Source organism: Bacillus sp. CCB-MMP212, from assembly GCF_022748145.1.
GTDB classification, from domain to species: domain Bacteria; phylum Bacillota; class Bacilli; order Bacillales; family Bacillaceae_G; genus Bacillus_A; species Bacillus_A cereus.
The window spans coordinates 66103-88084 of the sequence record NZ_JALDQE010000011.1; the positions used below are offsets into that span (position 1 = coordinate 66103).

The following is a 21982-nucleotide window of genomic DNA, read 5'->3' on the forward strand; positions in this document are numbered from 1 at the left end:
AGAAAAAAGAATCTCTTTTTTCTGTTAATTATAAGGGGGCATTTCATTATGCGTATTGGGGTACCAGCAGAAATTAAAAACAACGAAAACCGTGTGGCAATGACACCAGCAGGTGTTGTACATTTAATTCGTAACAATCACGAAGTATTCATTCAAAAGGGTGCAGGTTTAGGATCTGGTTTCACAGACGCTCAGTATGTTGAAGCGGGAGCAAAAATTGTTGATACAGCTGAAGAAGCTTGGAACATGGAAATGGTTATGAAAGTTAAAGAACCAATTGAAAGCGAATACAAACACTTCAGTGAAGGCTTAATCTTATTCACATACTTACACTTAGCTCCAGAGCCAGAATTAACAAAAGCGTTAATTGAGAAGAAAGTTGTTGCGATTGCATATGAAACAGTACAATTAGAAAACCGTTCTCTACCATTACTTGCACCTATGAGTGAAGTAGCTGGTCGTATGGCTGCACAAATTGGTGCGCAATTCCTTGAGAAAAACAAAGGCGGTAAAGGTATCTTACTTGCAGGTGTTCCAGGAGTTAAACGTGGTAAAGTAACAATCATCGGTGGTGGACAAGCTGGTACAAATGCTGCTAAAATTGCAGTTGGACTAGGTGCGGATGTAACAATCATCGACTTAAGTGCAGAACGTCTTCGTCAATTAGATGACATTTTCGGAAACCAAGTAAAAACTTTAATGTCTAATCCTTACAATATTGCAGAAGCTGTAAAAGAGTCTGATCTTGTAATCGGTGCAGTATTAATCCCAGGTGCAAAAGCGCCAAAACTTGTAACAGAAGAAATGATTAAATCAATGGAACCAGGTTCTGTTGTTGTAGATATCGCGATTGACCAAGGTGGTATTTTCGAAACAACTGACCGTATTACAACTCATGATAACCCAACTTACGAAAAACACGGCGTTGTTCATTATGCAGTTGCAAACATGCCAGGTGCGGTTCCACGTACATCAACTCTTGCATTAACAAACGTAACAGTACCATATGCAGTACAAATTGCTAACAAAGGCTACAAAGAAGCTTGCCTAGGCAACTCTGCATTACTAAAAGGTATTAACACATTAGATGGCTATGTAACATTTGAAGCAGTTGCAGAAGCTCACGGTGTAGAGTACAAAGGTGCTAAAGAATTATTAGAAGCAGAAACAGTATCTTGCTAATAGAAGCATTATACAAAACAAAATCGAACAATATATAATACAACATGATAAGAGCTAAGAGATAATACCTCTTAGCTCTTCTTAGTAAAAGGGGGCATACATCGTGGCCAACCTATTTAAAAAGAAATCCGTTACGCAATTGTTAGGGGAAAGTAAAAGTAAAACTTTGACGAAAACGCTAGGGGCATTTGACCTAACAATGCTAGGGATTGGTGCGATAATTGGTACAGGAGTTCTAGTATTAACTGGATTAGTAGCAGCAAGAGATGCTGGTCCAGCAGTTATTTTTTCATTTATGATTGCAGCAATTGTTTGTGGATTTGCAGCATTATGTTATGCAGAAGTTGCATCTACACTTCCTGTTTCAGGTAGTGTGTACACATATTCGTATGCAACAATTGGTGAGTTTGTTGCTCATTTAATGGGATGGACATTACTATCCGTATATGTCGTAACGACTGCCGCAGTAGCTGGCGGATGGACTGGTTATTTCAATAATTTAGTGAGTGGACTGGGACTTGAAATTCCGAAAGCGTTGCTAACAATTCCAGCGCAAGGTGGTATGGTAAACTTACCAGCAGTTATCGTTACGTTAGTGATAACTTGGTTATTATCACGAGGTACGAAAGAAAGTAAGCGTGTGAATAACATAATGGTATTAATTAAAATTGGTATTGTTGTTTTATTCATTGCAGTTGGTGTATTCTACGTGAAACCAGAAAACTGGATACCATTTGCACCTTACGGTTTAAGTGGAGTGTTCGCAGGGGGAGCAGCAGTATTCTTTGCTTTCTTAGGATTTGATGCATTAGCAACTTCTGCTGAAGAAGTAAAAAATCCGCAACGTGATCTACCAATTGGTATTATTGCTTCGTTAGTTATTTGTACAATCATTTATGTTGTAGTTTGTCTCGTTATGACGGGTATGGTTTCTTATAAAGAGCTAGATGTACCAGAAGCGATGGCATATGTGTTAGAGGTTGTAGGACAAGATAAAGTGGCTGGTGTAATTGCTATTGGAGCTGTAATCGGTATTATGGCTGTAATTTTCGCTTACATTTATGCGACAACACGTGTATTCTTCGCAATGAGTCGTGACGGTTTATTACCAAAATCTTTTGCGAAAATTAACAAGAAGACTGAAGCGCCAACATTTTCAGTTTGGTTAACAGGAATTGGTAGTGCTTTAATTGCTGGATTTATCGATTTAAAAGAATTGTCGAATTTAGCGAATATTGGAGCGTTATTAACATTCGCCATGGTTGGTGTAACTGTTATCATTCTTCGTAAAACGCATCCTAAATTACAACGTGGATTTATGGTACCACTTGTACCGATCTTACCGATTATTTCAATTGCATGTTGTCTATTCTTAATGGTAAATTTACCGTTAACAACATGGATATACTTTGGTATTTGGTTAGCGATTGGAGTAGTTGTATACTTTGTTTATTCGAAAAAACATAGTCATTTAAAAGACGATGGAAGTTCGCAGGATAATTTAGAACAAGCTAATTAAAGGGATATAAACACAGTAAGCCTTGTGCGTCTAGGGAGCGCGCAAGGCTTTTTCTTTTGTTGAAATAAAGGGAACATATATTACTTTGTTGAATTTTTATGTCGGAATATGAAAAAAGGGTGTGCGAATTGTACATCCTTTTTTGTATGAGAATATAGAGGATGCGGAAAATATGTATATGCCTTACTAAAATGTGAACGGAATGTTCATAAAAAAAATTCAGATTTCATTGACACATATGAGTAGGCGCTCATATAATAAGAGTATAAGATATATGAATGATTGTTCATATGTTCAATTAAAGAGGTGAGCTATTATGGCTGGAAATAAAGTAGAAACACCACAAGAGACATGTTCTCAAACGATAATTCATGAAGAAGTTGTAGAGCAAGTAAAACAAACAATTCCAACTGATGAAAGTTTAAGTAAAGTAGCAGAACTATTTAAAGTATTAGGTGACCGTACACGTACGAGAATATTACATGCGCTATTTGAAGCTGAAATGTGCGTTTGTGATTTAGCTTATTTATTAGGAATGACACAATCATCTATTTCGCATCAGCTTCGTGTGTTAAAGCAAGCGAAACTTGTGAAGAATCGTAAAGAAGGAAAGGTTGTTTATTATTCGTTAGCTGACCAGCACGTAATTCATATCTTCGAGCAAGCGTTTGAACACGTAAACGAAGAAGAATAAAAAGAACGCGAGGAGGGAGAACGATGGCTGAAGCGTTAGTGAAAAAGAAACTGATGTTAGAAGGTTTAGATTGCGCGAATTGTGCAATGAAAATTGAAAAAGGTGTTGGGAATATAGAAGGAGTAAATTCTTGCTCTGTAAACTTCGCAACAAAGACAATGATCTTAGAAACAGCACAAAATAAAGAAAACGAAGTTGTTACGGAAGCAAAACAACTCGTTACAAAATTAGAACCGCATATTAAAGTGCAAGAAGAACAAAAAAATAAAATTGCTAAAGAAGTATTTATATTAGAAGGTTTAGATTGCGCGAACTGTGCAATGAAAATTGAAAATAAAGTGAAGGAAATGCCAGCTGTCTCAGAAGCAACTGTTGATTTCGTATCGAAGAAACTACGAGTAGAAGTTGCGAATAAAAGAGAACTAGAAGCAACTGTAGCAAATATAACAAATGTCGTTCAAAAGTTAGAGCCAGATGTGAAAGTTGTTCGTGAAGAGAAGAACGGTCATGACCACGGACATAGTCACGATCATGGTGAAGCAAACGTGAAAAAGATGGTAGGGAGATTAGTGGTCGGCGGAATTTTGACAGCAATTGCTGCATTAGCGAGCTTACCACAAATGGTAACAATTCCGTTATTCGTCCTTGCTTATTTATTAATAGGTGGAGATATCGTTTGGAGAGCGGTAAGAAACATAACTCGCGGCCAAGTATTTGATGAAAACTTCTTAATGGCAATTGCAACTGTAGGAGCCTTTGCAATTCAGCAATATTCAGAAGCCGTAGCAGTAATGCTATTTTATCAAGTAGGAGAACTATTCCAAAGCATTGCGGTAAACCGCTCTCGAAAATCAATTACTTCATTAATGGATATTCGTCCTGATTATGCGAATGTAAAGATTGGGAATGAAACGAAACAAGTATCACCAGAAGATGTACAAATTGGCGATTATATTATCGTTAAGCCAGGTGAGAAAGTACCATTAGACGGAAAAGTAATTGAAGGAACATCAATGGTAGATACTTCAGCATTAACTGGTGAATCTGTACCACGTGAAGTTGAAGTTGGAAATGATGTATTAAGTGGCTTTGTGAACCAAAACGGTGTATTAACAATTGAAGTTACAAAAGAGTTTGGTGAATCAACTGTATCGAAAATTTTAGATTTAGTTCAAAATGCAAGCAGTAAAAAAGCACCAACAGAAAACTTTATTACGAAGTTTGCACGTTACTACACTCCAGTTGTAGTTATTACAGCGGCAATCATGGCGTTTATTCCACCACTTATTTTAGAAGGAGCTACATTCTCTGAGTGGATTTATAGAGCTTTAGTGTTCTTAGTAATCTCTTGTCCATGTGCGTTAGTTGTATCCATTCCTCTTGGATTCTTTGGAGGTATTGGTGGTGCATCTAAAAGTGGTGTGTTAGTAAAAGGTAGTAACTATTTAGAAGCTTTAAATGATGTGAAATATATTGTTTTTGACAAAACAGGAACATTAACAAAAGGTGTTTTCAAAGTTACAAAAATGGAACCGAGCGAAGGTACTACAAGTGAAGAGTTATTAGAGTATGCGGCATTTGCTGAAGTATATTCTAACCATCCGATTGCCCAATCTATTCGAAAGGCATATGGAAAATCAATTGATGAAAAAATAATCGATGATTATAACGAAATTTCTGGTCACGGTACAGTTGTAAAAGTACAAGGAAAAGAAATTTTTGCAGGTAATGCAAAATTAATGAGAAAAGAAAATATTGAATTTAAACAACCAGAAACAGTAGGTACATTAGTTCACGTTGCTGTAGATGGAAAATATGCAGGTTATATTGTTATCTCTGATGAGGTGAAAGAGGATTCGAAACAAGCGATTCAAAAGTTAAAAGAACTAGGTATTAAAAAGACAGTAATGTTAACTGGTGATGCAAAAACAGTTGGTGAAGCTGTCGGTAAAGAATTAGGCTTAGATGAAGTTCATGCGGAATTACTACCGCAACAAAAAGTAGAAGAGATTGAAAAAATTGATGCAGCGAAGCACGGAAAAGAAAAAATTGCCTTCGTTGGTGACGGTATTAATGATACACCAGTATTAGCCCGTGCAGACGTTGGTATTGCGATGGGTGGTTTAGGATCAGATGCAGCAATTGAAGCGGCAGACATCGTTATTATGACTGATGAGCCTTCGAAAATTGCGACAGCTGTAAAAATTGCAAAACGCACAAGAAGTATAGTATGGCAAAATATCATCTTTGCTTTAGGTGTAAAAGGGATCGTTCTATTACTTGGTGCCTTTGGTATTGCAACAATGTGGGAAGCTGTTTTCTCAGATGTTGGTGTGACACTACTTGCAGTGTTAAATGCAATGCGTGTATTACGAGTGAAGGATTTATAAAAAGAGGACGCAACCTGCGTCCTCTTTTTTATTAGTGATTTTGTTGAAATTGATTCAATAAAATAATATCAAATATTATTTTACTTTTAAATAGTATAATATTAAAATTTACAAATAAAAAACATTCGTCTTATTATTTTAATATATTTTTACAAATATCCATATAGTATTGAAAAAAACAGAGAAGGAGAAACTTCTCTGTTTACTTTTGTATGTTTTTTTCAACTTGTTCTCGAACAGTTTGAATGTAATTCATTTTATGATCCCAACATTCTTGGCTTAAATCGACAGGATACTCTTCGGGATTTAAAGTTCGCATGTATTCTTCCCAAAATAGAGCGAGACTCTGTTCATTATATTTTTGAATATCTAATATACTTGGTAGTTCATATGTTCTTTCACCGTTAACGAAAATGTCTTTATGGAGTTCACGGGCTTCAAAGTTTGTTACGAATTTACTTATATATGTGTGAACTGGATGGAACATTTTTAAGCGCTCTTCTTTTTCAGGTTCTTCAGAATCTAACGCAATATAATCGCCTTCTGCATGATCGTTAACCCGATTGATAATACGATAAATTCGTTTCAGTCCTGGAGTGGTAATTTTTTCAGGATTAGATGAAATTTTAATCGTATCATTTAATTTTCCGTCAGTATCTTCAATCGCAACTAGTTTGTAAACAGCCCCTAATGCAGGTTGCTCAAAGGACGTAATTAATTTCGTCCCAACGCCCCATACGTCAATTTTTGCTCCTTGAGATTTAAGGTGCATAATTGTGTATTCATCTAAATCGCTAGAAGCGATAATTTTTGTATTTGTAAACCCTGATTCATCTAGTAGTTTTCGTGCCTTTTTCGATAAATAAGCCATATCACCACTATCAAGACGTATACCATAGAAGTCAATACGATCCCCAAATTCTTTTGCAACACGAATTGCATTTGGAACACCAGATTTCAATGTGTCATATGTATCAACGAGAAAGACGCACTTTTTATGAGTTTCAGCGTATTTCTTAAATGCGACGTATTCATCGCGATATGCTTGAACGAACGAGTGCGCATGTGTGCCAGCTACAGGGATCCCAAAGCGTTTCCCAGCACGAACATTGCTTGTAGAGGAGAAACCACCAATAAAGGCAGCACGCGTCCCCCAAAGGGCAGCGTCGAACTCGTGGGCACGTCTTGTGCCGAACTCTAAAAGCTCATCATTATTTGCAGCATGTTTCATACGGGCTGCTTTTGTTGCAATTAATGTTTGGTAATTCACAATATTTAAGAGAGCGGTTTCAATAATTTGTGCTTCACCGAGTGGTGCATCAACGCGTAATAAAGGCTCGTTATTAAATACAACTTCACCTTCTTGCATACTACGAATCGTCCCAGTGAATTTCATATTTTGTAAATAATGAAGGAATTCTTCTTCAAATTGTAATTCTGCTAAATAAGCGATATCGCTTTCAGTAAAGCTGAAATTTTCTATGTACTCTACAATTTTCTCAAGGCCAGCAAAAACAGCGTAGCCGTTCTCAAATGGAAGCTTTCGAAAGTATAAATCAAACACGGAACGGCGATTATGAATACCATCTTTCCAATATGTATAAGCCATGTTGATTTGATATAGGTCTGTATGTAAGGCATAACTATCGTCTTTATAATGAGTCATCGCGAGAACACCTCCATAATTTGGTTATAGTATACCAATTTTTCACCATTCGTAGCAAAGAAGAGATATTGAAGTGAAGTCAAGAGAGAAAAAAATGAAATTATGCATATTTTTTAGAAAATTTATATTTATCAATTTATATTTCTCCAAATTTTATGTATTATTAGAGTAATGGGGTAATGAGAATGGAGGAGGACAATGCAACAAACATTAGAAAAAATAGGCAAACAAGTCTTTTACAAACGGCTTCAGCAAAAAATGACACAAGAAGAATTATGTCAGGGCATTTGTTCTGTCTCATACTTAAGTAAGATTGAAAATGGAAAGATCGAAGCATCAGAAGAAATTCTACAATTGCTCTGCACAAGACTAGAAATTGCCGTGACGGATTTGAGAGATGTAGAAGAAGATGTGAAGGGGAAGCTGGATGAATGGTTAAATGCACTAGTTCATTTAGACAAGCAACAAGTAGAACGTATATATGAAGAGTTGCAAGGTGAAATGAAGCATGTGTTGGATTTTGAAATTATAAATTATTATAAACTGCTGTATACACGTTATTTAATTATGAAAAGGGATATTTCTGCACTCGAAGAAGAATTAGATAAGTTGAAGAAGGTATATAAAAAATATTCTCCATTTCAGAAGTTGTTATATATGTATAGTAGAGGATTATTGTGCTGTTTACAGTATAGATGGAAGGATGGGCTAGATTACTTATTAAAAACAGAAGTAATGGCCAAAGAACAAGGGTATCATGAAACAGGCTTGTATTATAATATAGCGCTTGCATATACTCATTTAGATATTCATCATCTTGCAATTCATTTTGTAAATATGGCATTAGAAGGATTTCGTAGTGAATATAAGTTTAGAAACATAATTAATTGCCAAATCCTTATTGCGGTAAGTTATACAGAAAAAGGTCAGTATGAAGAAGCTTTAAAAATGTATGAGAGTATATTGAGAGAGGCCACATCTTTTGCTGATAAGGATGTACTATTAGCTATTACTTTAAGTAATATGGGAAGTATCTATTATAAAAAAGGCAAATATCAGCAAGCGAAAAAATATTATTTAGATAGTCTACAACTTCAAAAACAAATAGATTTAAACTATTTAGATACAATATACGAAATGGCATTAGTATGCATTAAATTAGAAGAATTGGAAGAGGCAAGGACATTAATTGATAAGGGAATTGATGCAGCAAAACAGGAAGAGAGATTTAATGCAAAGTTATATTTGCTTTTAATGCTTAGATATAAATATTTTGAAGAAGCAAAAGATTATAAAGCATTTTTGGAAAATGAGGCTATCCCGTTGTATAAATCTGCAGGAAATAAAATAGAATTAAAGAAAGTATACGTTGAACTAGCAGAACATTTTTCCAGTTTATCGAGATTTGAAGAAAGTAATCGATATTATAGGTTAGTTATTGATTTAATGAATGATAATAAGGAGGAATAAACATGAAAAAGATGATATTTGGAGTATTGGCGTTTATATTGACTCTTACAGTTGCTGGAGGAATACATCAATATAGCAGTAAACCTGATATTGTTGGTCAACAAGCTAAAACTGTTGAACAAGTTAATTTATAATCTCCACCCTTTCCAATCGGAAAGGGTTTTTTCAATATTTGTTCCTCAAAATTCTACAAAACTTGAGAAATAAATTAATTGAATTTTTAGTATATTAATAGTGGAAACATAATGCTAATATGAAACTACTCTTTTTCAAAAAAATTTTTATTAGGGGGAAGGTTCATGAAAAAGAAAAGTTTAGCGTTAGTGTTAGCGACAGGAATGGCAGTTACAACGTTTGGAGGGACAGGCTCTGCATTTGCGGATTCTAAAAATGTACTCTCTACGAAGAAGTACAATGAGACAGTACAGTCACCTGAGTTTATTTCTGGTGATCTAACTGGAGCGACTGGTAAGAAAGCGGAATCTGTTGTGTTTGATTACTTAAATGCAGCAAAAGGTGATTACAAGCTAGGGGAAAAGAGTGCGCAAGATTCTTTCAAAGTGAAACAAGTGAAGAAAGATGCTGTAACTGATTCAACAGTAGTACGTATGCAACAAGTTTACGAAGGAGTACCTGTATGGGGTTCTACTCAAGTAGCTCATGTAAGTAAAGACGGTTCTTTAAAAGTATTGTCTGGAACAGTTGCACCTGATTTAGACAAGAAGGAAAAGTTGAAAAATAAAAATAAGATTGAAGGCGCAAAAGCGATTGAAATCGCGCAGCAAGATTTAGGGGTAACACCGAAATATGAGGTAGAACCAAAAGCGGACTTATATGTATATCAAAATGGTGAAGAAACAACATATGCATACGTTGTAAATCTAAACTTCTTAGATCCAAGTCCAGGAAACTACTACTATTTCATTGAGGCAGACAGCGGTAAAGTATTAAATAAATATAATAAATTGGATCATGTAACAAATGAAGATAAATCACCAGTTAAGCAAGAGGCTCCTAAACAGGATGCGAAAGCAGTAGTAAAACCTGTAACAGGAACAAATAAAGTAGGGACTGGTAAAGGTGTATTAGGAGATACGAAATCACTTAATACAACGTTATCTGGTTCATCTTACTACTTACAAGATAATACGCGCGGGGCAACAATTTTCACATATGATGCGAAAAATCGTACTACATTGCCAGGAACTTTATGGGTAGATGCAGATAATGTTTTCAATGCAGCGTATGATGCAGCGGCAGTAGATGCTCATTACTATGCAGGTAAAACATATGATTATTATAAAGCTACATTTAATAGAAACTCTATTAATGATGCAGGGGCACCGTTAAAATCAACAGTTCATTACGGAAGTAAGTATAATAATGCATTCTGGAACGGCTCACAAATGGTATACGGAGATGGAGATGGTGTAACATTCACTTCATTATCTGGTGGAATTGACGTAATTGGTCACGAATTAACGCATGCTGTTACGGAAAATAGTTCGGACTTAATTTATCAAAATGAATCAGGAGCGTTAAATGAAGCGATTTCTGATATCTTTGGTACTTTAGTAGAATTCTATGATAACCGTAACCCAGATTGGGAGATTGGTGAAGATATTTACACGCCTGGTAAAGCAGGAGATGCGCTTCGCTCTATGAGTGATCCGGCGAAATATGGTGACCCAGACCATTATTCTAAGCGTTACACTGGTACTAGTGATAACGGTGGGGTTCATACAAACAGTGGTATCATTAACAAACAAGCTTATTTATTAGCAAATGGTGGTACGCATTCGGGTGTAACTGTAACGGGCATTGGTAAAGATAAGTTAGGTGCGATTTACTACCGTGCAAATACACAATATTTCACGCAATCTACTACATTTAGCCAAGCTCGTGCTGGTGCAGTACAAGCTGCAGCTGATTTATATGGTGCGACTTCTGCGGAAGTAGCAGCAGTTAAGCAATCATTTAGTGCTGTTGGTATTAACTAAGGATTTAAAGGATAGCTATTAATAAGATACCTCAAAAATAAAGAAGGAGCATAGGCTCCTTCTTTATTTTTTTCTCCATTTTTTCCACAAATAGAACAATCCAATGCAACCTGCGATTGTCACAATCCACTTCGCTTCATTTGTTCCGTTCATGACTTGGTATGCCGAATATACTTCAATCAATAATGCCGGTATTTTACCTATTGTACTGGCAATACTGAAGGAGAGTAATGACATTTTCCCTAGAGCTGCAAATAAAGTCACGATACTTGATGGGATGAAAGGTATCAATCGAAACGATAGAACGAGTAGAAAGGCCTCTCTACCTTGTACATAAAGAAGACGCTCTACCTTTGGGTACTTATTTACTTTATCGTGAGTGAACTTTTGAAGGCCTATTCGGTAAATATAAAACGAGATAATAGCCCCTAAGGCCTCACCTGCGATCGAAATGATTGTGCCATTTGTTACACCGAAGAGCTGTATATTAATGGCGGTTAAAAAGATGCTAGGAATAACGCCTAAAAGACTAATGATGATGTTAATTAAGATACTAAGTGGAATTGCGATTGAATAGTATTCTGTTAAGAAATTTTGAATCGTTTCAGCCATTGTTTAAAATCCTTTATCTTTTTTTGCATTACACCATATTTCGTTTGTATAGGCAAGGGTAAATTTACATAATGTAGAAAAATGTTGATAAGAAGGGGTCTTTATACCTTATATGGGTATTAGGTATATAAAAACAGGGGTATTTTAAAATATTTTGAAAAACACTATAAAAACCTTTGTATGAAAGAGTTTTATAGTTATATTATCAGTGTTTTCATATGGGAAATAATCATAAAATATAGGGGGTATATATTATAAAAGTCGAAAAATAGAGGATTGATGAAATTGCGCGGGTAAATATGGAAAATATATGGAAAAAATGAAAACTGATAGATTTTTTCGTTGTGAAATTGACTTTTAGTGAAGTTGCGATAATAATCATGAAAGAGGTGATATGATGAAACGAATAAGTAGTCTTTTCTTGAGTGGTTTATTGGCACTAATGCTGATCTTAAGTGGATGTGCAGGAAAAGAACAAAAAACAGAGAAACAAACAGGGAATCAATCGACATCAGTAGAAAAAATTAGTGATAATATTTTAGATGAAATGGAAGGGCCACCTAAAAATGGTCATACGATTGAAAGACATGTAGGCAAATCAGAAGAAGATTTGAAGAATCGCTTGAAGACAGATAAAGTATCAGCAGCAAGTACATACTATGACAAGGAAACAGCAACGAAAGCTGTAAAAGATAGTTTGAAGCAGCATGATAAGGAAATTCAAGACTGGTTAAAAAATTCTAAAGAGGCTCGTCTCGTATTAAATACAACACATTCATTCCCGGTTGGAAAAACGGTAATAAAGAAAAATATGAGTGTAAAAGACAAGTTGGTAAAAACTGTTACTGTTTTAGCAAGAGATAAGTCAGGAGAATTAGGGTTTAAGATTATTACTTCTTATCCATCTGATAAATAAGAAGGGGGAGTACATTATGTATACGACATTACAATACTTTCTTAAATCGTACTGTACGTTAAGTATTCATGAGGATGAAATAGTAAGCGTGATGGAAGAGTTTATTGAACAAGAAGACGAAGAAATTGTTTTGAAATTACGTGATGAATTAATAAATATGAAGAAAAAGAACGCGTGGGAAGAGGCGTGTGTATTAGCTGCGAAGCAAGGCAATCGTATGTGGTCTTTAGAAGAAACGAAAGACCATCTTGAAACTTTTTTACTATTACTGCAAAAGAAAAAGGCGTGATATAATCACGCCTTTTTCTTTATGCTATTCGGTTGATATTATCTATTCTTTTGGAGCGCTTTTATATACGCTTTTTGAAATTTGTCCATTTGATATTACTGCCCCGTTTTGTGTTACTTTTTTATACGTAACCGCTGTGATTTTATCACTAGTCCTACTAATTACTTGAGAAGAAACTTCAACATTTTTACCAGTATTTGTACCGAAAATGCGTGTAGTAATACTACCTCCATTTGAAAATGCTTGAATATAAATATGATTGCCCGTATTATTTTTAAATTTTAAATCTGGACCATAATCTGCTACTGCTGCATCTTGCCCAAGTGGTAAATAATTTACCGGCATAGAATGATTGCTTCGAGAAACAATGCCTAAATCTGCCCTTAAAGCTGCGCTGTATAAAGTACTACTGACTTGGCAAACTCCTCCGCCTGCACTTTGTATTACTTTACCTTGTGAATATACTGCTGCAGATTTATAACCATGTGCAGCATCAGTTACGCCAACGCGGCCATTAAAACTAAATGTTTCATCAGGTGCGACAATAACCCCACTTAAAGTATTGGCTGACTTATTTACGTTAAATGATTGATTTCCGTTACGGCCAGCCATTGGCGTAGAATATTCAGCAATGACTTCTTTAATACCCATTTTCTGTATGTCTTCTGTAGAACGTTCTGGTTTTATAAATGTAACTGGCAATGTAACATCTGATTTACCAGTAGTAATAGCTTCGTTTGTTAAACCGTTTAGTTTCCCTTTATCAATTTTTTCTCCGTTTTGGCTTTGACTAACATTTACTGTTGAGCCTTCAATACTCAATTCTGCATTAACAGGATTTTTTAATGTTTCATTATATTTATCTTTTATAAAGGTTTCATAAGCTGTTGCATTTAATTGTGGTGTTAATTTATAGTCACGTTTTAATTCACCGTTTTCAGCTTGCTTACGCATTTTGTAACGATTCATTACGTTTCCTTCTTGTTCTTTGAAGATTTTGTCAATAATATCTTTTTCTTTATAATTTATCCCTAAATCTTTCCATGTGTAAGTTTGTTTATCGTTTTGGAATATGTAGGTAAGGGATTTTTGATCTAACTCAGTTACCTTTTGATTAATAATTGCTTGAATATCTTTCTTATTTTTTCCTTCGAGAGAAATACCTTCAAATGTAGTATTTGGTAATGCAGTAGTATCTAATTGATTATTTAATTTGGATACATATTTATATCCCCCAACACCGCCTACACAAAGTAATATGCCCCCAGCAATTGCAGAACCAATCAGTATTTTACTTAGCTTCATTTATTTCCCCCCAGAAATTTATGTATAAATATATGTATTACATTTTTTGTATAAAAATGATGAAAATAACATTATGTACGTACTAGTATACTATTATTTTCACTGTGTGTGTAATGTTTTCATAAAAAATGTTACATCGCTGTAATAATTGTCACTTCTTGTCACAATGTGTATGAAAAATATGTTGAAAAATATAATAAAAAGGCTGTCTAGAAAGATCTAGCAGCCTTTTTATTATAATTTTTTATGTTCATTTTTATTCGTAACACCGAGATGTTTTTGAAGGGTAGTTGAAATAGTGTCGACGCTTTTTTCATTTGGAACGTAATAATAAATACCACCTATATATTTATCTGTACCTTCTACTTGCATTTTTTCCATCTTTAAATTTGAATCCATTGAATTTTTTGTAATTGTCATCATATCATCAAACGTTAAATTGGTTTTTAAATCCTTATCGACAGCGTCTAGTAGGCCACCGATTTTATTAATGGAATTAAGAGATAGTGCCTTTTCAGCAATGGCCTCTAATACAAGCTGTTGTCGTTGGCCACGCATATAATCACTATCGATATGACGAGTTCTAGCTAGCGCCAATGCTTCTTCTCCATTTAAATGTTGACGTCCTTTTTTTAGATGAATTGCATCTGCTTCATCTTTACTATTTTGCTCTGTGAACTCAACTGGAACGTCTACAGTAATACCACCAAGAGAATCAACAATTTTAATAAAGGATTTAAAGTTGAATTTTACATAGTAATCAACTGGAACATCTAAAAAGTTCTCTACCGTATCAATTGTGCTGTCTACACCACCGAATACGTGCGCATGTGTAATTTTATCGTATTTATCACGTGATTTAATGTAGACGCGTGAGTCACGTGGAATGCTTACAAGTTTAACGGATTTATCGTTTTTATTAATTGTTGCAAGTAATAACGCATCTGTTCGAGTCGCTTTTCCATAACCTTTTTCCCTAATTTCACTTTCATCAACACCCATAATAAGTACGGAAATGTTGTCGGTCATAGGTTTAACAGCTTTTTCACGTTTGCTGGACTTATCTCCTCGACCTAGTTCAGCATAAGCATTATTTAAGACGGACTTTGCTTTACTGTATATATGGAAGGAGTAGCCTCCTGCTCCAAGTGCTACAATTAGTAATGGAATAAGAAGGAACCAAAGTAGGCGTTTTTTCTTTGAGCGTCCTTTTTTGGCTCGCGTATTGTTGTTCGTGTCGGATTTCATCATTTTTTCTCCTTTAAAACTATCAAAGTGTATACATTTAGAAGTGTATTCAAACACATAAAAAATATTTTACGCTAAATAAAAGCGATTGTACATGTATAAAAAATAGATGTCTTGATTATTTATAAGACATCTATTCGTTATTGTATACAAAAGATAGGGATAAGAAAATGATAAAATTTTACCTAATTACAACATAATGCTTACGATAATTGCAGATAAAATGCTAACGAGAGTAGCTCCATATAGTAATTTAAGGCCAAACCTCGCGACAACGTTTCCTTGTTCCTCGTTTAGTCCTTTTACCGCACCTGAAATAATACCAATGGAAGAGAAATTGGCAAAAGACACAAGGAAAACAGAAATAATACCAACTGTACGGGGAGAAAGGCTATTAGAAATTTTACTGAGGTCCATCATTGCAACAAATTCATTCGTTACAAGCTTCGTTGCCATAATGCTGCCAGCTGCGACAATTTCAGAACTTGGTACACCGATAAGGAATGCGATAGGTGCAAATACATAGCCGATTAATTGTTGGAACGTAATACCGAATATAATGAGGAACAGGTCATTAATACAACTAATTAATGCGACGAATCCGATGAGCATAGCGCCGACAACAATGGCTACACGAAAACCATCAAGAATGTATTCTCCAAGCATTTCAAAAAAGCTCTGTTTTTCACCTTTGATTTCTAAAATATCTTCGTCATCTTTAACGTCGTAAGGGTTAATGATGAGTACGATAATAAAACCGCTAAATAAATTGAGAACGAGTGCAGTTACTACATATTTAGGTTCAATCATTGTCATATAGGCACCTACGATAGACATAGATACGGTTGACATAGCAGAGGCACAAAGTGTATAAAGACGGTGTTTTGGAATTTGAGCTAATTGCTTTTTCACTGTAATAAAAACTTCTGATTGGCCGACAATGGCAGAGGCGATAGCGTTGTAAGATTCTAATTTCCCAAGACCATTTATTTTACTAAGAAAGTACCCGATCCAATGAATAAAAAATGGTAGTATTTTGAAATGTTGTAATATGCCAATTAAAACAGAAATAAAGACGATTGGTAATAATACATTAAGGAAAAATGGCATTTCACCTTTATTTGCAAGACCACCAAATACGAAATTTATTCCATCAGCAGCATACTCGAGTAGCTTGGTAAACAAACTGGAAATGATTCTAATTAGTATGAGGCCGACTTCTGTATTTAGTAGTAAATAGGTTAAAATTAACTGTATAATAAGCATGATAAAAATTGGTTTAAATTTAATATGCTTCTTATTATTGCTAGCAATATAAGCGAGCAAGAAAACAACAATTAGTCCGACGAAAAAAGTAATGAATTTCATGATAAGCCCCCTAAAAGAGATATTCTGCTATATATGTTTTTCATTTCAAGAGAGAATATGCATCTTTGGTAAAGAAAGGAATAGAGAGAGTATGAATATATGTAGAGTGCATCACGTTGCAATTATTTGTTCGAATTATGAGACGTCAAAGGATTTTTATACTAGAATATTAGGATTTAAAGAACTGAATGAAGTATATAGAAAGGAACGAGATTCTTATAAATTAGATTTATGTGTAGGAGAAGAGTATCAAATCGAATTATTTTCATTTCCAAATCCGCCTGAGCGCAAAAGTTTTCCAGAAGCAGCAGGTCTTAGACATTTAGCATTTGCTGTTACAAATATAGAAGAAGCTGTGAAGCATTTAAATCAATGTGGTGTTGAGACAGAATCGATCCGTATTGATGAAATAACGGAGAAGAAATTCGTCTTTTTCCAAGATCCCGATGGTTTACCTTTAGAATTGTATGAGGTTTGAAAATTGGTGGATTTTATATAGAGTTGCTTTCCAATAATTGAAGAAACTAAAGTGAAACTTCTTTTTAAAAGGAGGTGTAACTTTAGCTAAGAAAGCTAAAGGACATATGTGGATATTTTAAAATTATTGATGGTAGTCATTCTTATTGGGTTAACAGCATTTTTTGTGGCTGTTGAGTTTGCAATTATTAAGGTACGTAGCAGTCGTATTGATCAACTCGTTAGCGAAAAAAGACGAGGTGCACTGGCAGCTAAAAAGGTAACGTCAAATTTAGATGAATATTTATCGGCCTGCCAGCTAGGTATTACAATTACTGCTTTAGGGCTCGGGTGGTTAGGGGAACCAACTATTAAACACTTACTCGAGCCGTTGTTTTTAAAATTACAATTCTCACCTGCAATTTCCAGTACAGTTTCATTTATTATTGCCTTTGCAGTAATTACATTTTTACATGTTGTCATTGGGGAACTTGCTCCAAAGACATTTGCTATACAAAAAGCAGAACAAGTTAGCTTATTGTTATCGAAACCACTTATTTATTTTTACCGAGTTATGTATCCGTTTATTTGGGCTTTGAATGGTTCAGCGAGGGTTGTAACTGGTTTATTCGGATTACATCCAGCTTCTGAACATGAAGTAGCTCATTCAGAAGAAGAATTAAGGTTAATCTTATCTGAGAGCTATGAGAGCGGAGAGATTAACCAAAGGGAATTTAAATATGTAAATAATATTTTTGAATTTGATAATAGAGTAGCAAAAGAAATTATGGTACCTCGTACGGAAGTTGTAGGCTTATATGAGGACGAACCATTTGAAACACATATTAAAGTAATCGCACAAGAAAAGTACACGAGATATCCTGTATTTGGTGAAGATAAAGATGAAATTATTGGGATGGTTAATGTAAAAGATTTATTTATTCGTTATATGGATGGGAATCGGGACGAGGAGTGCTCGATTATGCCATATACAAGGCCAGTTATTGAAGTGCTAGAAAATATTCCAATTCATGATTTACTATTACAAATGCAAAGAAAACACATTCCATTAGCTGTATTGTATGATGAATATGGTGGTACAGCAGGGATTGTTACACTAGAAGATATTTTAGAAGAAATTGTTGGAGAAATTCGAGATGAATACGATGAAGATGAGAATCCACCTATAGAGCATGTAAGTGAAGGGTATAAAATCGTAGAGGGAAAAGTGCTTATTAGTGAAGTAAATGATTTGCTTGGCATACATTTAATTGCTGATGATGTAGATACAATTGGTGGCTGGATTATGGTACAAAAACAAATCGTTGCTGAAGGAGATGTTATTGAGAAACACGGTTTTTATTTTAAAGTCCTTGAAAAGGATATGCATCAAATTAAACGAGTGGAAATAAGGAAAGTAGAAGAATGATTTTCTATAAACTTTAATAAAAAGGATATACAGAAAAATAAATGTTTGCGCTTTCAAAAAAGGTGCTATATAGTGAAGGTGGATACTGAAAAATTCTTCTGAATGATACTCGTGTTTTTAGAGGGCGGATTTTTTGGATAAGGATTTAGAATGAAAAAGTATAGGTGATAAAAATGATAGCAACGAAGGATATACGTATAGAAAAAGATTTTTTAGGTGAAAAAGAAGTACCAAGTGCAGCTTATTATGGTGTACAAACATTACGTGCCGTAGAAAACTTCCCAATTACAGGATATCGCATTCATCCATCACTCATTACAGCAATGGCAATTGTGAAAAAAGCGGCGGCGCTTGCGAATATAGATACTGGTTACTTAGCTAAAGACATTGGATATGAAATTGCAGAAGCAGCGCAAGAAATTGTTGATGGAAAGTTTCATGATCAATTTATCGTGGATCCTATTCAAGGCGGAGCCGGAACTTCTATTAATATGAATACAAACGAAGTAATTGCGAATAGAGCGTTAGAACGTATGGGATATGAAAAAGGGGCGTATGCGAAAATTAGCCCAAACACTCATGTGAACATGGCCCAATCAACGAACGATGCGTTTCCAACAGGGATTCATATTGCAACTCTTATGATGTTAGAAAAGCTTCTTATTACAATGGAAGAACTTCATTCTGCTTTTCGTAAAAAAGCAAAAGAGTTTGATCACGTTATTAAAATGGGACGCACACATTTACAAGATGCAGTTCCAATTCGCCTTGGGCAAGAATTTGAAGCGTATAGCCGAGTGCTTGCGCGTGATATAAAAAGAATTAAACAGTCTCGTCAACATTTATATGAAGTGAATATGGGGGCGACAGCTGTTGGTACAGGATTAAATGCAAATCCTACGTATATTGAACAAGTAGTAAAACATTTAAGAACGTTTAGTGGATTCCCACTTGTTGGTGCAGAGCATTTAGTTGATGCAACGCAAAATACAGATGCATACACAGAAGTATCTGCAGCACTTAAAGTATGTATGATGAACATGTCTAAAATTGCAAACGATCTTCGTATTATGGCGTCTGGTCCACGTGTTGGGTTAGCTGAAATTCAATTGCCAGCACGTCAGCCGGGTTCATCGATTATGCCAGGTAAAGTAAATCCAGTTATGGCAGAAGTGATTAACCAAGTCGCATTCCAAGTAATCGGAAACGATCATACAATTTGCTTAGCATCAGAAGCAGGACAATTAGAGTTAAACGTAATGGAGCCTGTGCTTGTATTTAATTTAATTCAATCTATAAGTATTATGAATAATGGATTCCGTGTATTCCGTGAATATTGTATTGAAGGAATTACAGCAAATGAAGAATTGCTGAAGCAATATGTTGAGAAAAGTGTTGGAATTATTACAGCAGTTAATCCTCATATTGGTTATGAAGCAGCATCTCGTATTGCACGTGAAGCAATTGAAACAGGAAAATCTGTTAGGGAGTTATGTTTAGAACATGGTGTACTGACAGAAGAGGAATTGGATATTATTTTAGATCCATTCGAAATGACTCACCCTGAAATTGCTGGAGCTTCTTTATTAAAAAATAAAAAAATGTAATGTGAAAAACACCGATCCATTTGGATCGGTGTTTTATTTTTAAAAGATATTAAATACAGCGTTTAATTGAAGTAAGCTAATAACAGCTAAGAAGATTAAACTGTATTTCATTGCTGTTTTAAATAGAGCAGATTCTTTCCCAACTAGTCCAACTGCGGCACAAGCAACTGCTACAGATTGTGGTGAAACCATTTTTGCCATTGTACCACCTACTACGTTTAAGGCAACGAGTGTAGAAGGAACGATGTTTAACTGGTCTGCTGTTACTGCTTGAAGTGGTGCGAATAAAGAACCACTTGAAACTACTGAACCTGTAATGAATACGCCAATCCATCCTAAGATTGGAGAAAGAACTGGGAATGCATTACCAGTAGAAGAGAATGCAAGTCCAAGTGTAGACGACATACCAGAGTAGTTCTCTACGTAAGCTAAAGCGATAACGCTACAAATTGTATATACTGGAGCTTTTAATTCTTTCATTGTTTCAATCATTAATTCTTTAACCATTTTACCTTTTACGCGGTAAACGATAAGTGAAACGATAATTGCTAGTACAATCGCAGTAGTTGTAGAAGAGAATACATCGAATTTGAAAACAGCTGCGAAAGGTGTATCAGCTTTTGTAATTGGTGTAGTTTTCATAACAGCATTATGAAGACCAGGGAACTGAATGTTAAATACTAAGTTTGCTAACGCACCATCTGGAGCAAATAAAGCTTTAATCGGTTTTAAGTTAAAGATTGTTACAAATGCAGTTAAGAATACGAATGGAGACCAAGCATATAAAATTTGATTGAATGTATGTGATACTTTAGTTTCTTGTTTTTCTTCTTTAGTAGAAGATTTTGGTTGCCAAACACGTAAGAATAATGCAAGAGCAATCATACTTACAACGGCTGCGAAAATGTTAGTAAGTTCTGCACCTAAGAAGTAAGTTACAAGGAACTGAGTAATTGCGAAAGAAACACCACTTACAAGAATACCTTGCCAAGTTTCTTTAATACCTTTAATTCCATCGACCATTGAAACAAGTAAGAAAGGTAAGATGATACTAATGAAAGGTAAAATAAGAACAGTTTGACGACCGATAGTTAATGCGTCAAGTTCAGTTAATTGTGCTGGTACTGTAACTGGAATACCCATAGCACCCATAGCACCACCAGCGATATTAGCTACTAAACAGATACCTGCTGCTTTTAATGGGTTAAATCCCATACCTACAAGTAGTGCAGCTGTAATAGCAACTGGAACCCCTAAACCAGCTGCGCCTTCTAAGAAAGCACCGAAAGAATAAGCGATTAATAACACTTGTAAACGTTGATCATTTGTAATGCTTGAAATACTATCGCGAATAATATTGAATTGCTCTGTTTTAACAGTTAATTTGTAAAGGAAAATTGCAGCGATAACGATAGTACAAATTGGATAAAATCCAGATAAAACACCGAACCCGGCAGATGCTACAGCTACTGTTGCTGGCATTTTATAAACAAATATTGCAAGGATAATAGCGACAATCACACTATAAAGACCAGCCATGTAACTTTTCATTTTGAATCCCATTAAACAAATGATGAAACAAAAGATTGGAAGTGCTGCGATTAGTGCAGATAACCAAATATTGTTTAATGGGTCATAAATTTGTGTCCAAGTACTCATAATAATGACAACTCCTATCTATTATATGTGAAGAAATTCACATTATTTGTGAAACTATTCACAATCAACTTACATGCTTAGTATATTCTCCTTCAACACTATTGTCAACGTAAAAAAGTATAATTATTCCATAATAGTGTTAAAAGAAAAGCTTTGTTCATAAAGTGGACAA

The 21982-nt window shown here is 35.0% G+C and carries 18 protein-coding genes; 12 read left to right on the forward strand and 6 right to left on the reverse strand.

The features are described 5' to 3' along the window. Positions 1-48 precede the first annotated feature (48 nt). The 4 genes from ald (at position 49) to MRP26_RS24460 (ending at position 5785) form a co-directional block, all read left to right on the forward strand. Complete coding sequence (gene ald / locus MRP26_RS24445) at positions 49-1182, forward strand: alanine dehydrogenase (protein ID WP_001219741.1); 1134 nt, start codon at positions 49-51, stop codon at positions 1180-1182. Between the two features lie 103 nt (positions 1183-1285). Then, positions 1286-2701: an amino acid permease gene (locus MRP26_RS24450; RefSeq protein ID WP_001284897.1), complete on the forward strand. Its 1416-nt coding sequence runs from the start codon at positions 1286-1288 to the stop codon at positions 2699-2701. 316 nt (positions 2702-3017) lie between these two features. Then, the gene (locus MRP26_RS24455) at positions 3018-3395 is read left to right on the forward strand and encodes an ArsR/SmtB family transcription factor (protein ID WP_000918378.1); all 378 of its coding nucleotides are present in this window, start codon (positions 3018-3020) and stop codon (positions 3393-3395) included. Between the two features lie 23 nt (positions 3396-3418). Continuing rightward, positions 3419-5785 carry a heavy metal translocating P-type ATPase gene (locus tag MRP26_RS24460; protein WP_000796571.1) on the forward strand — a complete coding sequence of 789 codons (2367 nt, stop codon included), beginning with the start codon at positions 3419-3421 and terminating at the stop codon, positions 5783-5785. Between the two features lie 202 nt (positions 5786-5987). On the opposite strand, the gene MRP26_RS24465 is transcribed toward MRP26_RS24460, so the two are convergent. After that, positions 5988-7451, reverse strand: a complete 1464-nt coding sequence (locus MRP26_RS24465; protein ID WP_197241431.1) for a nicotinate phosphoribosyltransferase — start codon at positions 7449-7451, stop codon at positions 5988-5990. A gap of 198 nt (positions 7452-7649) precedes the next feature. Here MRP26_RS24465 and MRP26_RS24470 point away from each other — a divergent pair, with 198 nt between their 5' ends. The 3 genes from MRP26_RS24470 to MRP26_RS24480 all read left to right on the forward strand — a co-directional run bounded on the left by MRP26_RS24470 (position 7650) and on the right by MRP26_RS24480 (position 10921). Further along, positions 7650-8921: a tetratricopeptide repeat protein gene (locus tag MRP26_RS24470; RefSeq protein ID WP_001187961.1), complete on the forward strand. Its 1272-nt coding sequence runs from the start codon at positions 7650-7652 to the stop codon at positions 8919-8921. Positions 8922-8923: 2 nt separating this feature from the next. Then, a complete protein-coding gene (gene nprX, locus MRP26_RS24475; protein ID WP_197241432.1) occupies positions 8924-9055 on the forward strand; it encodes a quorum-signaling peptide NprX in 132 nt (43 codons plus the stop codon). Between the two features lie 165 nt (positions 9056-9220). Next, positions 9221-10921, forward strand: a complete 1701-nt coding sequence (locus MRP26_RS24480; RefSeq protein ID WP_000730381.1) for a M4 family metallopeptidase — start codon at positions 9221-9223, stop codon at positions 10919-10921. 63 nt (positions 10922-10984) lie between these two features. Here the strand turns inward: MRP26_RS24480 and MRP26_RS24485 are convergent, their stop codons facing one another. Further along, positions 10985-11533: a TVP38/TMEM64 family protein gene (locus MRP26_RS24485; protein WP_088022943.1), complete on the reverse strand. Its 549-nt coding sequence runs from the start codon at positions 11531-11533 to the stop codon at positions 10985-10987. 397 nt (positions 11534-11930) lie between these two features. Between MRP26_RS24485 and MRP26_RS24490 the strand changes: the two genes are divergently transcribed. Further along, positions 11931-12449, forward strand: a complete 519-nt coding sequence (locus tag MRP26_RS24490) for an RNase A-like domain-containing lipoprotein (protein WP_000822706.1) — start codon at positions 11931-11933, stop codon at positions 12447-12449. Positions 12450-12465: 16 nt separating this feature from the next. Continuing rightward, on the forward strand, positions 12466-12738 hold the full coding sequence (locus MRP26_RS24495) for a hypothetical protein (protein ID WP_000288803.1): 273 nt from the start codon (positions 12466-12468) through the stop codon (positions 12736-12738). A 42-nt stretch (positions 12739-12780) separates the two neighbouring features. Here the strand turns inward: MRP26_RS24495 and MRP26_RS24500 are convergent, their stop codons facing one another. The 3 genes from MRP26_RS24500 to MRP26_RS24510 all read right to left on the reverse strand — a co-directional run bounded on the left by MRP26_RS24500 (position 12781) and on the right by MRP26_RS24510 (position 16659). After that, positions 12781-14043, reverse strand: coding sequence for a VanW family protein (locus MRP26_RS24500; RefSeq protein WP_088022945.1), 1263 nt, complete (start codon positions 14041-14043; stop codon positions 12781-12783). Between the two features lie 234 nt (positions 14044-14277). Beyond that, entirely contained in the window at positions 14278-15294 is a 1017-nt protein-coding gene (locus tag MRP26_RS24505) for an LCP family protein (RefSeq protein ID WP_002153524.1), read from the reverse strand. 186 nt (positions 15295-15480) lie between these two features. Beyond that, the gene (locus tag MRP26_RS24510; RefSeq protein WP_000668875.1) at positions 15481-16659 is read right to left on the reverse strand and encodes a NupC/NupG family nucleoside CNT transporter; all 1179 of its coding nucleotides are present in this window, start codon (positions 16657-16659) and stop codon (positions 15481-15483) included. Positions 16660-16750: 91 nt separating this feature from the next. Between MRP26_RS24510 and gloA2 the strand changes: the two genes are divergently transcribed. The 3 genes from gloA2 to aspA all read left to right on the forward strand — a co-directional run bounded on the left by gloA2 (position 16751) and on the right by aspA (position 20151). Next, a complete protein-coding gene (gene gloA2 / locus MRP26_RS24515; RefSeq protein ID WP_001017676.1) occupies positions 16751-17137 on the forward strand; it encodes an SMU1112c/YaeR family gloxylase I-like metalloprotein in 387 nt (128 codons plus the stop codon). Between the two features lie 108 nt (positions 17138-17245). Further along, positions 17246-18544 carry a hemolysin family protein gene (locus MRP26_RS24520; protein WP_000353320.1) on the forward strand — a complete coding sequence of 433 codons (1299 nt, stop codon included), beginning with the start codon at positions 17246-17248 and terminating at the stop codon, positions 18542-18544. Between the two features lie 173 nt (positions 18545-18717). After that, positions 18718-20151, forward strand: coding sequence for an aspartate ammonia-lyase (gene aspA / locus MRP26_RS24525; RefSeq protein WP_075718941.1), 1434 nt, complete (start codon positions 18718-18720; stop codon positions 20149-20151). A gap of 39 nt (positions 20152-20190) precedes the next feature. On the opposite strand, the gene MRP26_RS24530 is transcribed toward aspA, so the two are convergent. Next, a complete protein-coding gene (locus MRP26_RS24530; RefSeq protein ID WP_016083562.1) occupies positions 20191-21810 on the reverse strand; it encodes an L-lactate permease in 1620 nt (539 codons plus the stop codon). Between the last annotated feature and the right edge of the window lie 172 nt (positions 21811-21982).

Excerpts from the sequence above, each read along its gene's own strand:
- ald (WP_001219741.1), top strand. The coding sequence starts at position 49 with ATGCGTATTGGGGTACCAGCAGAAATTAAAAACAACGAAAACCGTGTG.
- MRP26_RS24455 (WP_000918378.1), top strand. The coding sequence starts at position 3,018 with ATGGCTGGAAATAAAGTAGAAACACCACAAGAGACATGTTCTCAAACG.
- MRP26_RS24460 (WP_000796571.1), top strand. The coding sequence starts at position 3,419 with ATGGCTGAAGCGTTAGTGAAAAAGAAACTGATGTTAGAAGGTTTAGAT.
- MRP26_RS24465 (WP_197241431.1), bottom strand. The coding sequence starts at position 7,451 with ATGACTCATTATAAAGACGATAGTTATGCCTTACATACAGACCTATAT.
- MRP26_RS24470 (WP_001187961.1), top strand. The coding sequence starts at position 7,650 with ATGCAACAAACATTAGAAAAAATAGGCAAACAAGTCTTTTACAAACGG.
- nprX (WP_197241432.1), top strand. The coding sequence starts at position 8,924 with ATGAAAAAGATGATATTTGGAGTATTGGCGTTTATATTGACTCTTACA.
- MRP26_RS24480 (WP_000730381.1), top strand. The coding sequence starts at position 9,221 with ATGAAAAAGAAAAGTTTAGCGTTAGTGTTAGCGACAGGAATGGCAGTT.
- MRP26_RS24485 (WP_088022943.1), bottom strand. The coding sequence starts at position 11,533 with ATGGCTGAAACGATTCAAAATTTCTTAACAGAATACTATTCAATCGCA.
- MRP26_RS24490 (WP_000822706.1), top strand. The coding sequence starts at position 11,931 with ATGAAACGAATAAGTAGTCTTTTCTTGAGTGGTTTATTGGCACTAATG.
- MRP26_RS24495 (WP_000288803.1), top strand. The coding sequence starts at position 12,466 with ATGTATACGACATTACAATACTTTCTTAAATCGTACTGTACGTTAAGT.
- MRP26_RS24500 (WP_088022945.1), bottom strand. The coding sequence starts at position 14,043 with ATGAAGCTAAGTAAAATACTGATTGGTTCTGCAATTGCTGGGGGCATA.
- MRP26_RS24505 (WP_002153524.1), bottom strand. The coding sequence starts at position 15,294 with ATGATGAAATCCGACACGAACAACAATACGCGAGCCAAAAAAGGACGC.
- MRP26_RS24510 (WP_000668875.1), bottom strand. The coding sequence starts at position 16,659 with ATGAAATTCATTACTTTTTTCGTCGGACTAATTGTTGTTTTCTTGCTC.
- gloA2 (WP_001017676.1), top strand. The coding sequence starts at position 16,751 with ATGAATATATGTAGAGTGCATCACGTTGCAATTATTTGTTCGAATTAT.
- aspA (WP_075718941.1), top strand. The coding sequence starts at position 18,718 with ATGATAGCAACGAAGGATATACGTATAGAAAAAGATTTTTTAGGTGAA.
- MRP26_RS24530 (WP_016083562.1), bottom strand. The coding sequence starts at position 21,810 with ATGAGTACTTGGACACAAATTTATGACCCATTAAACAATATTTGGTTA.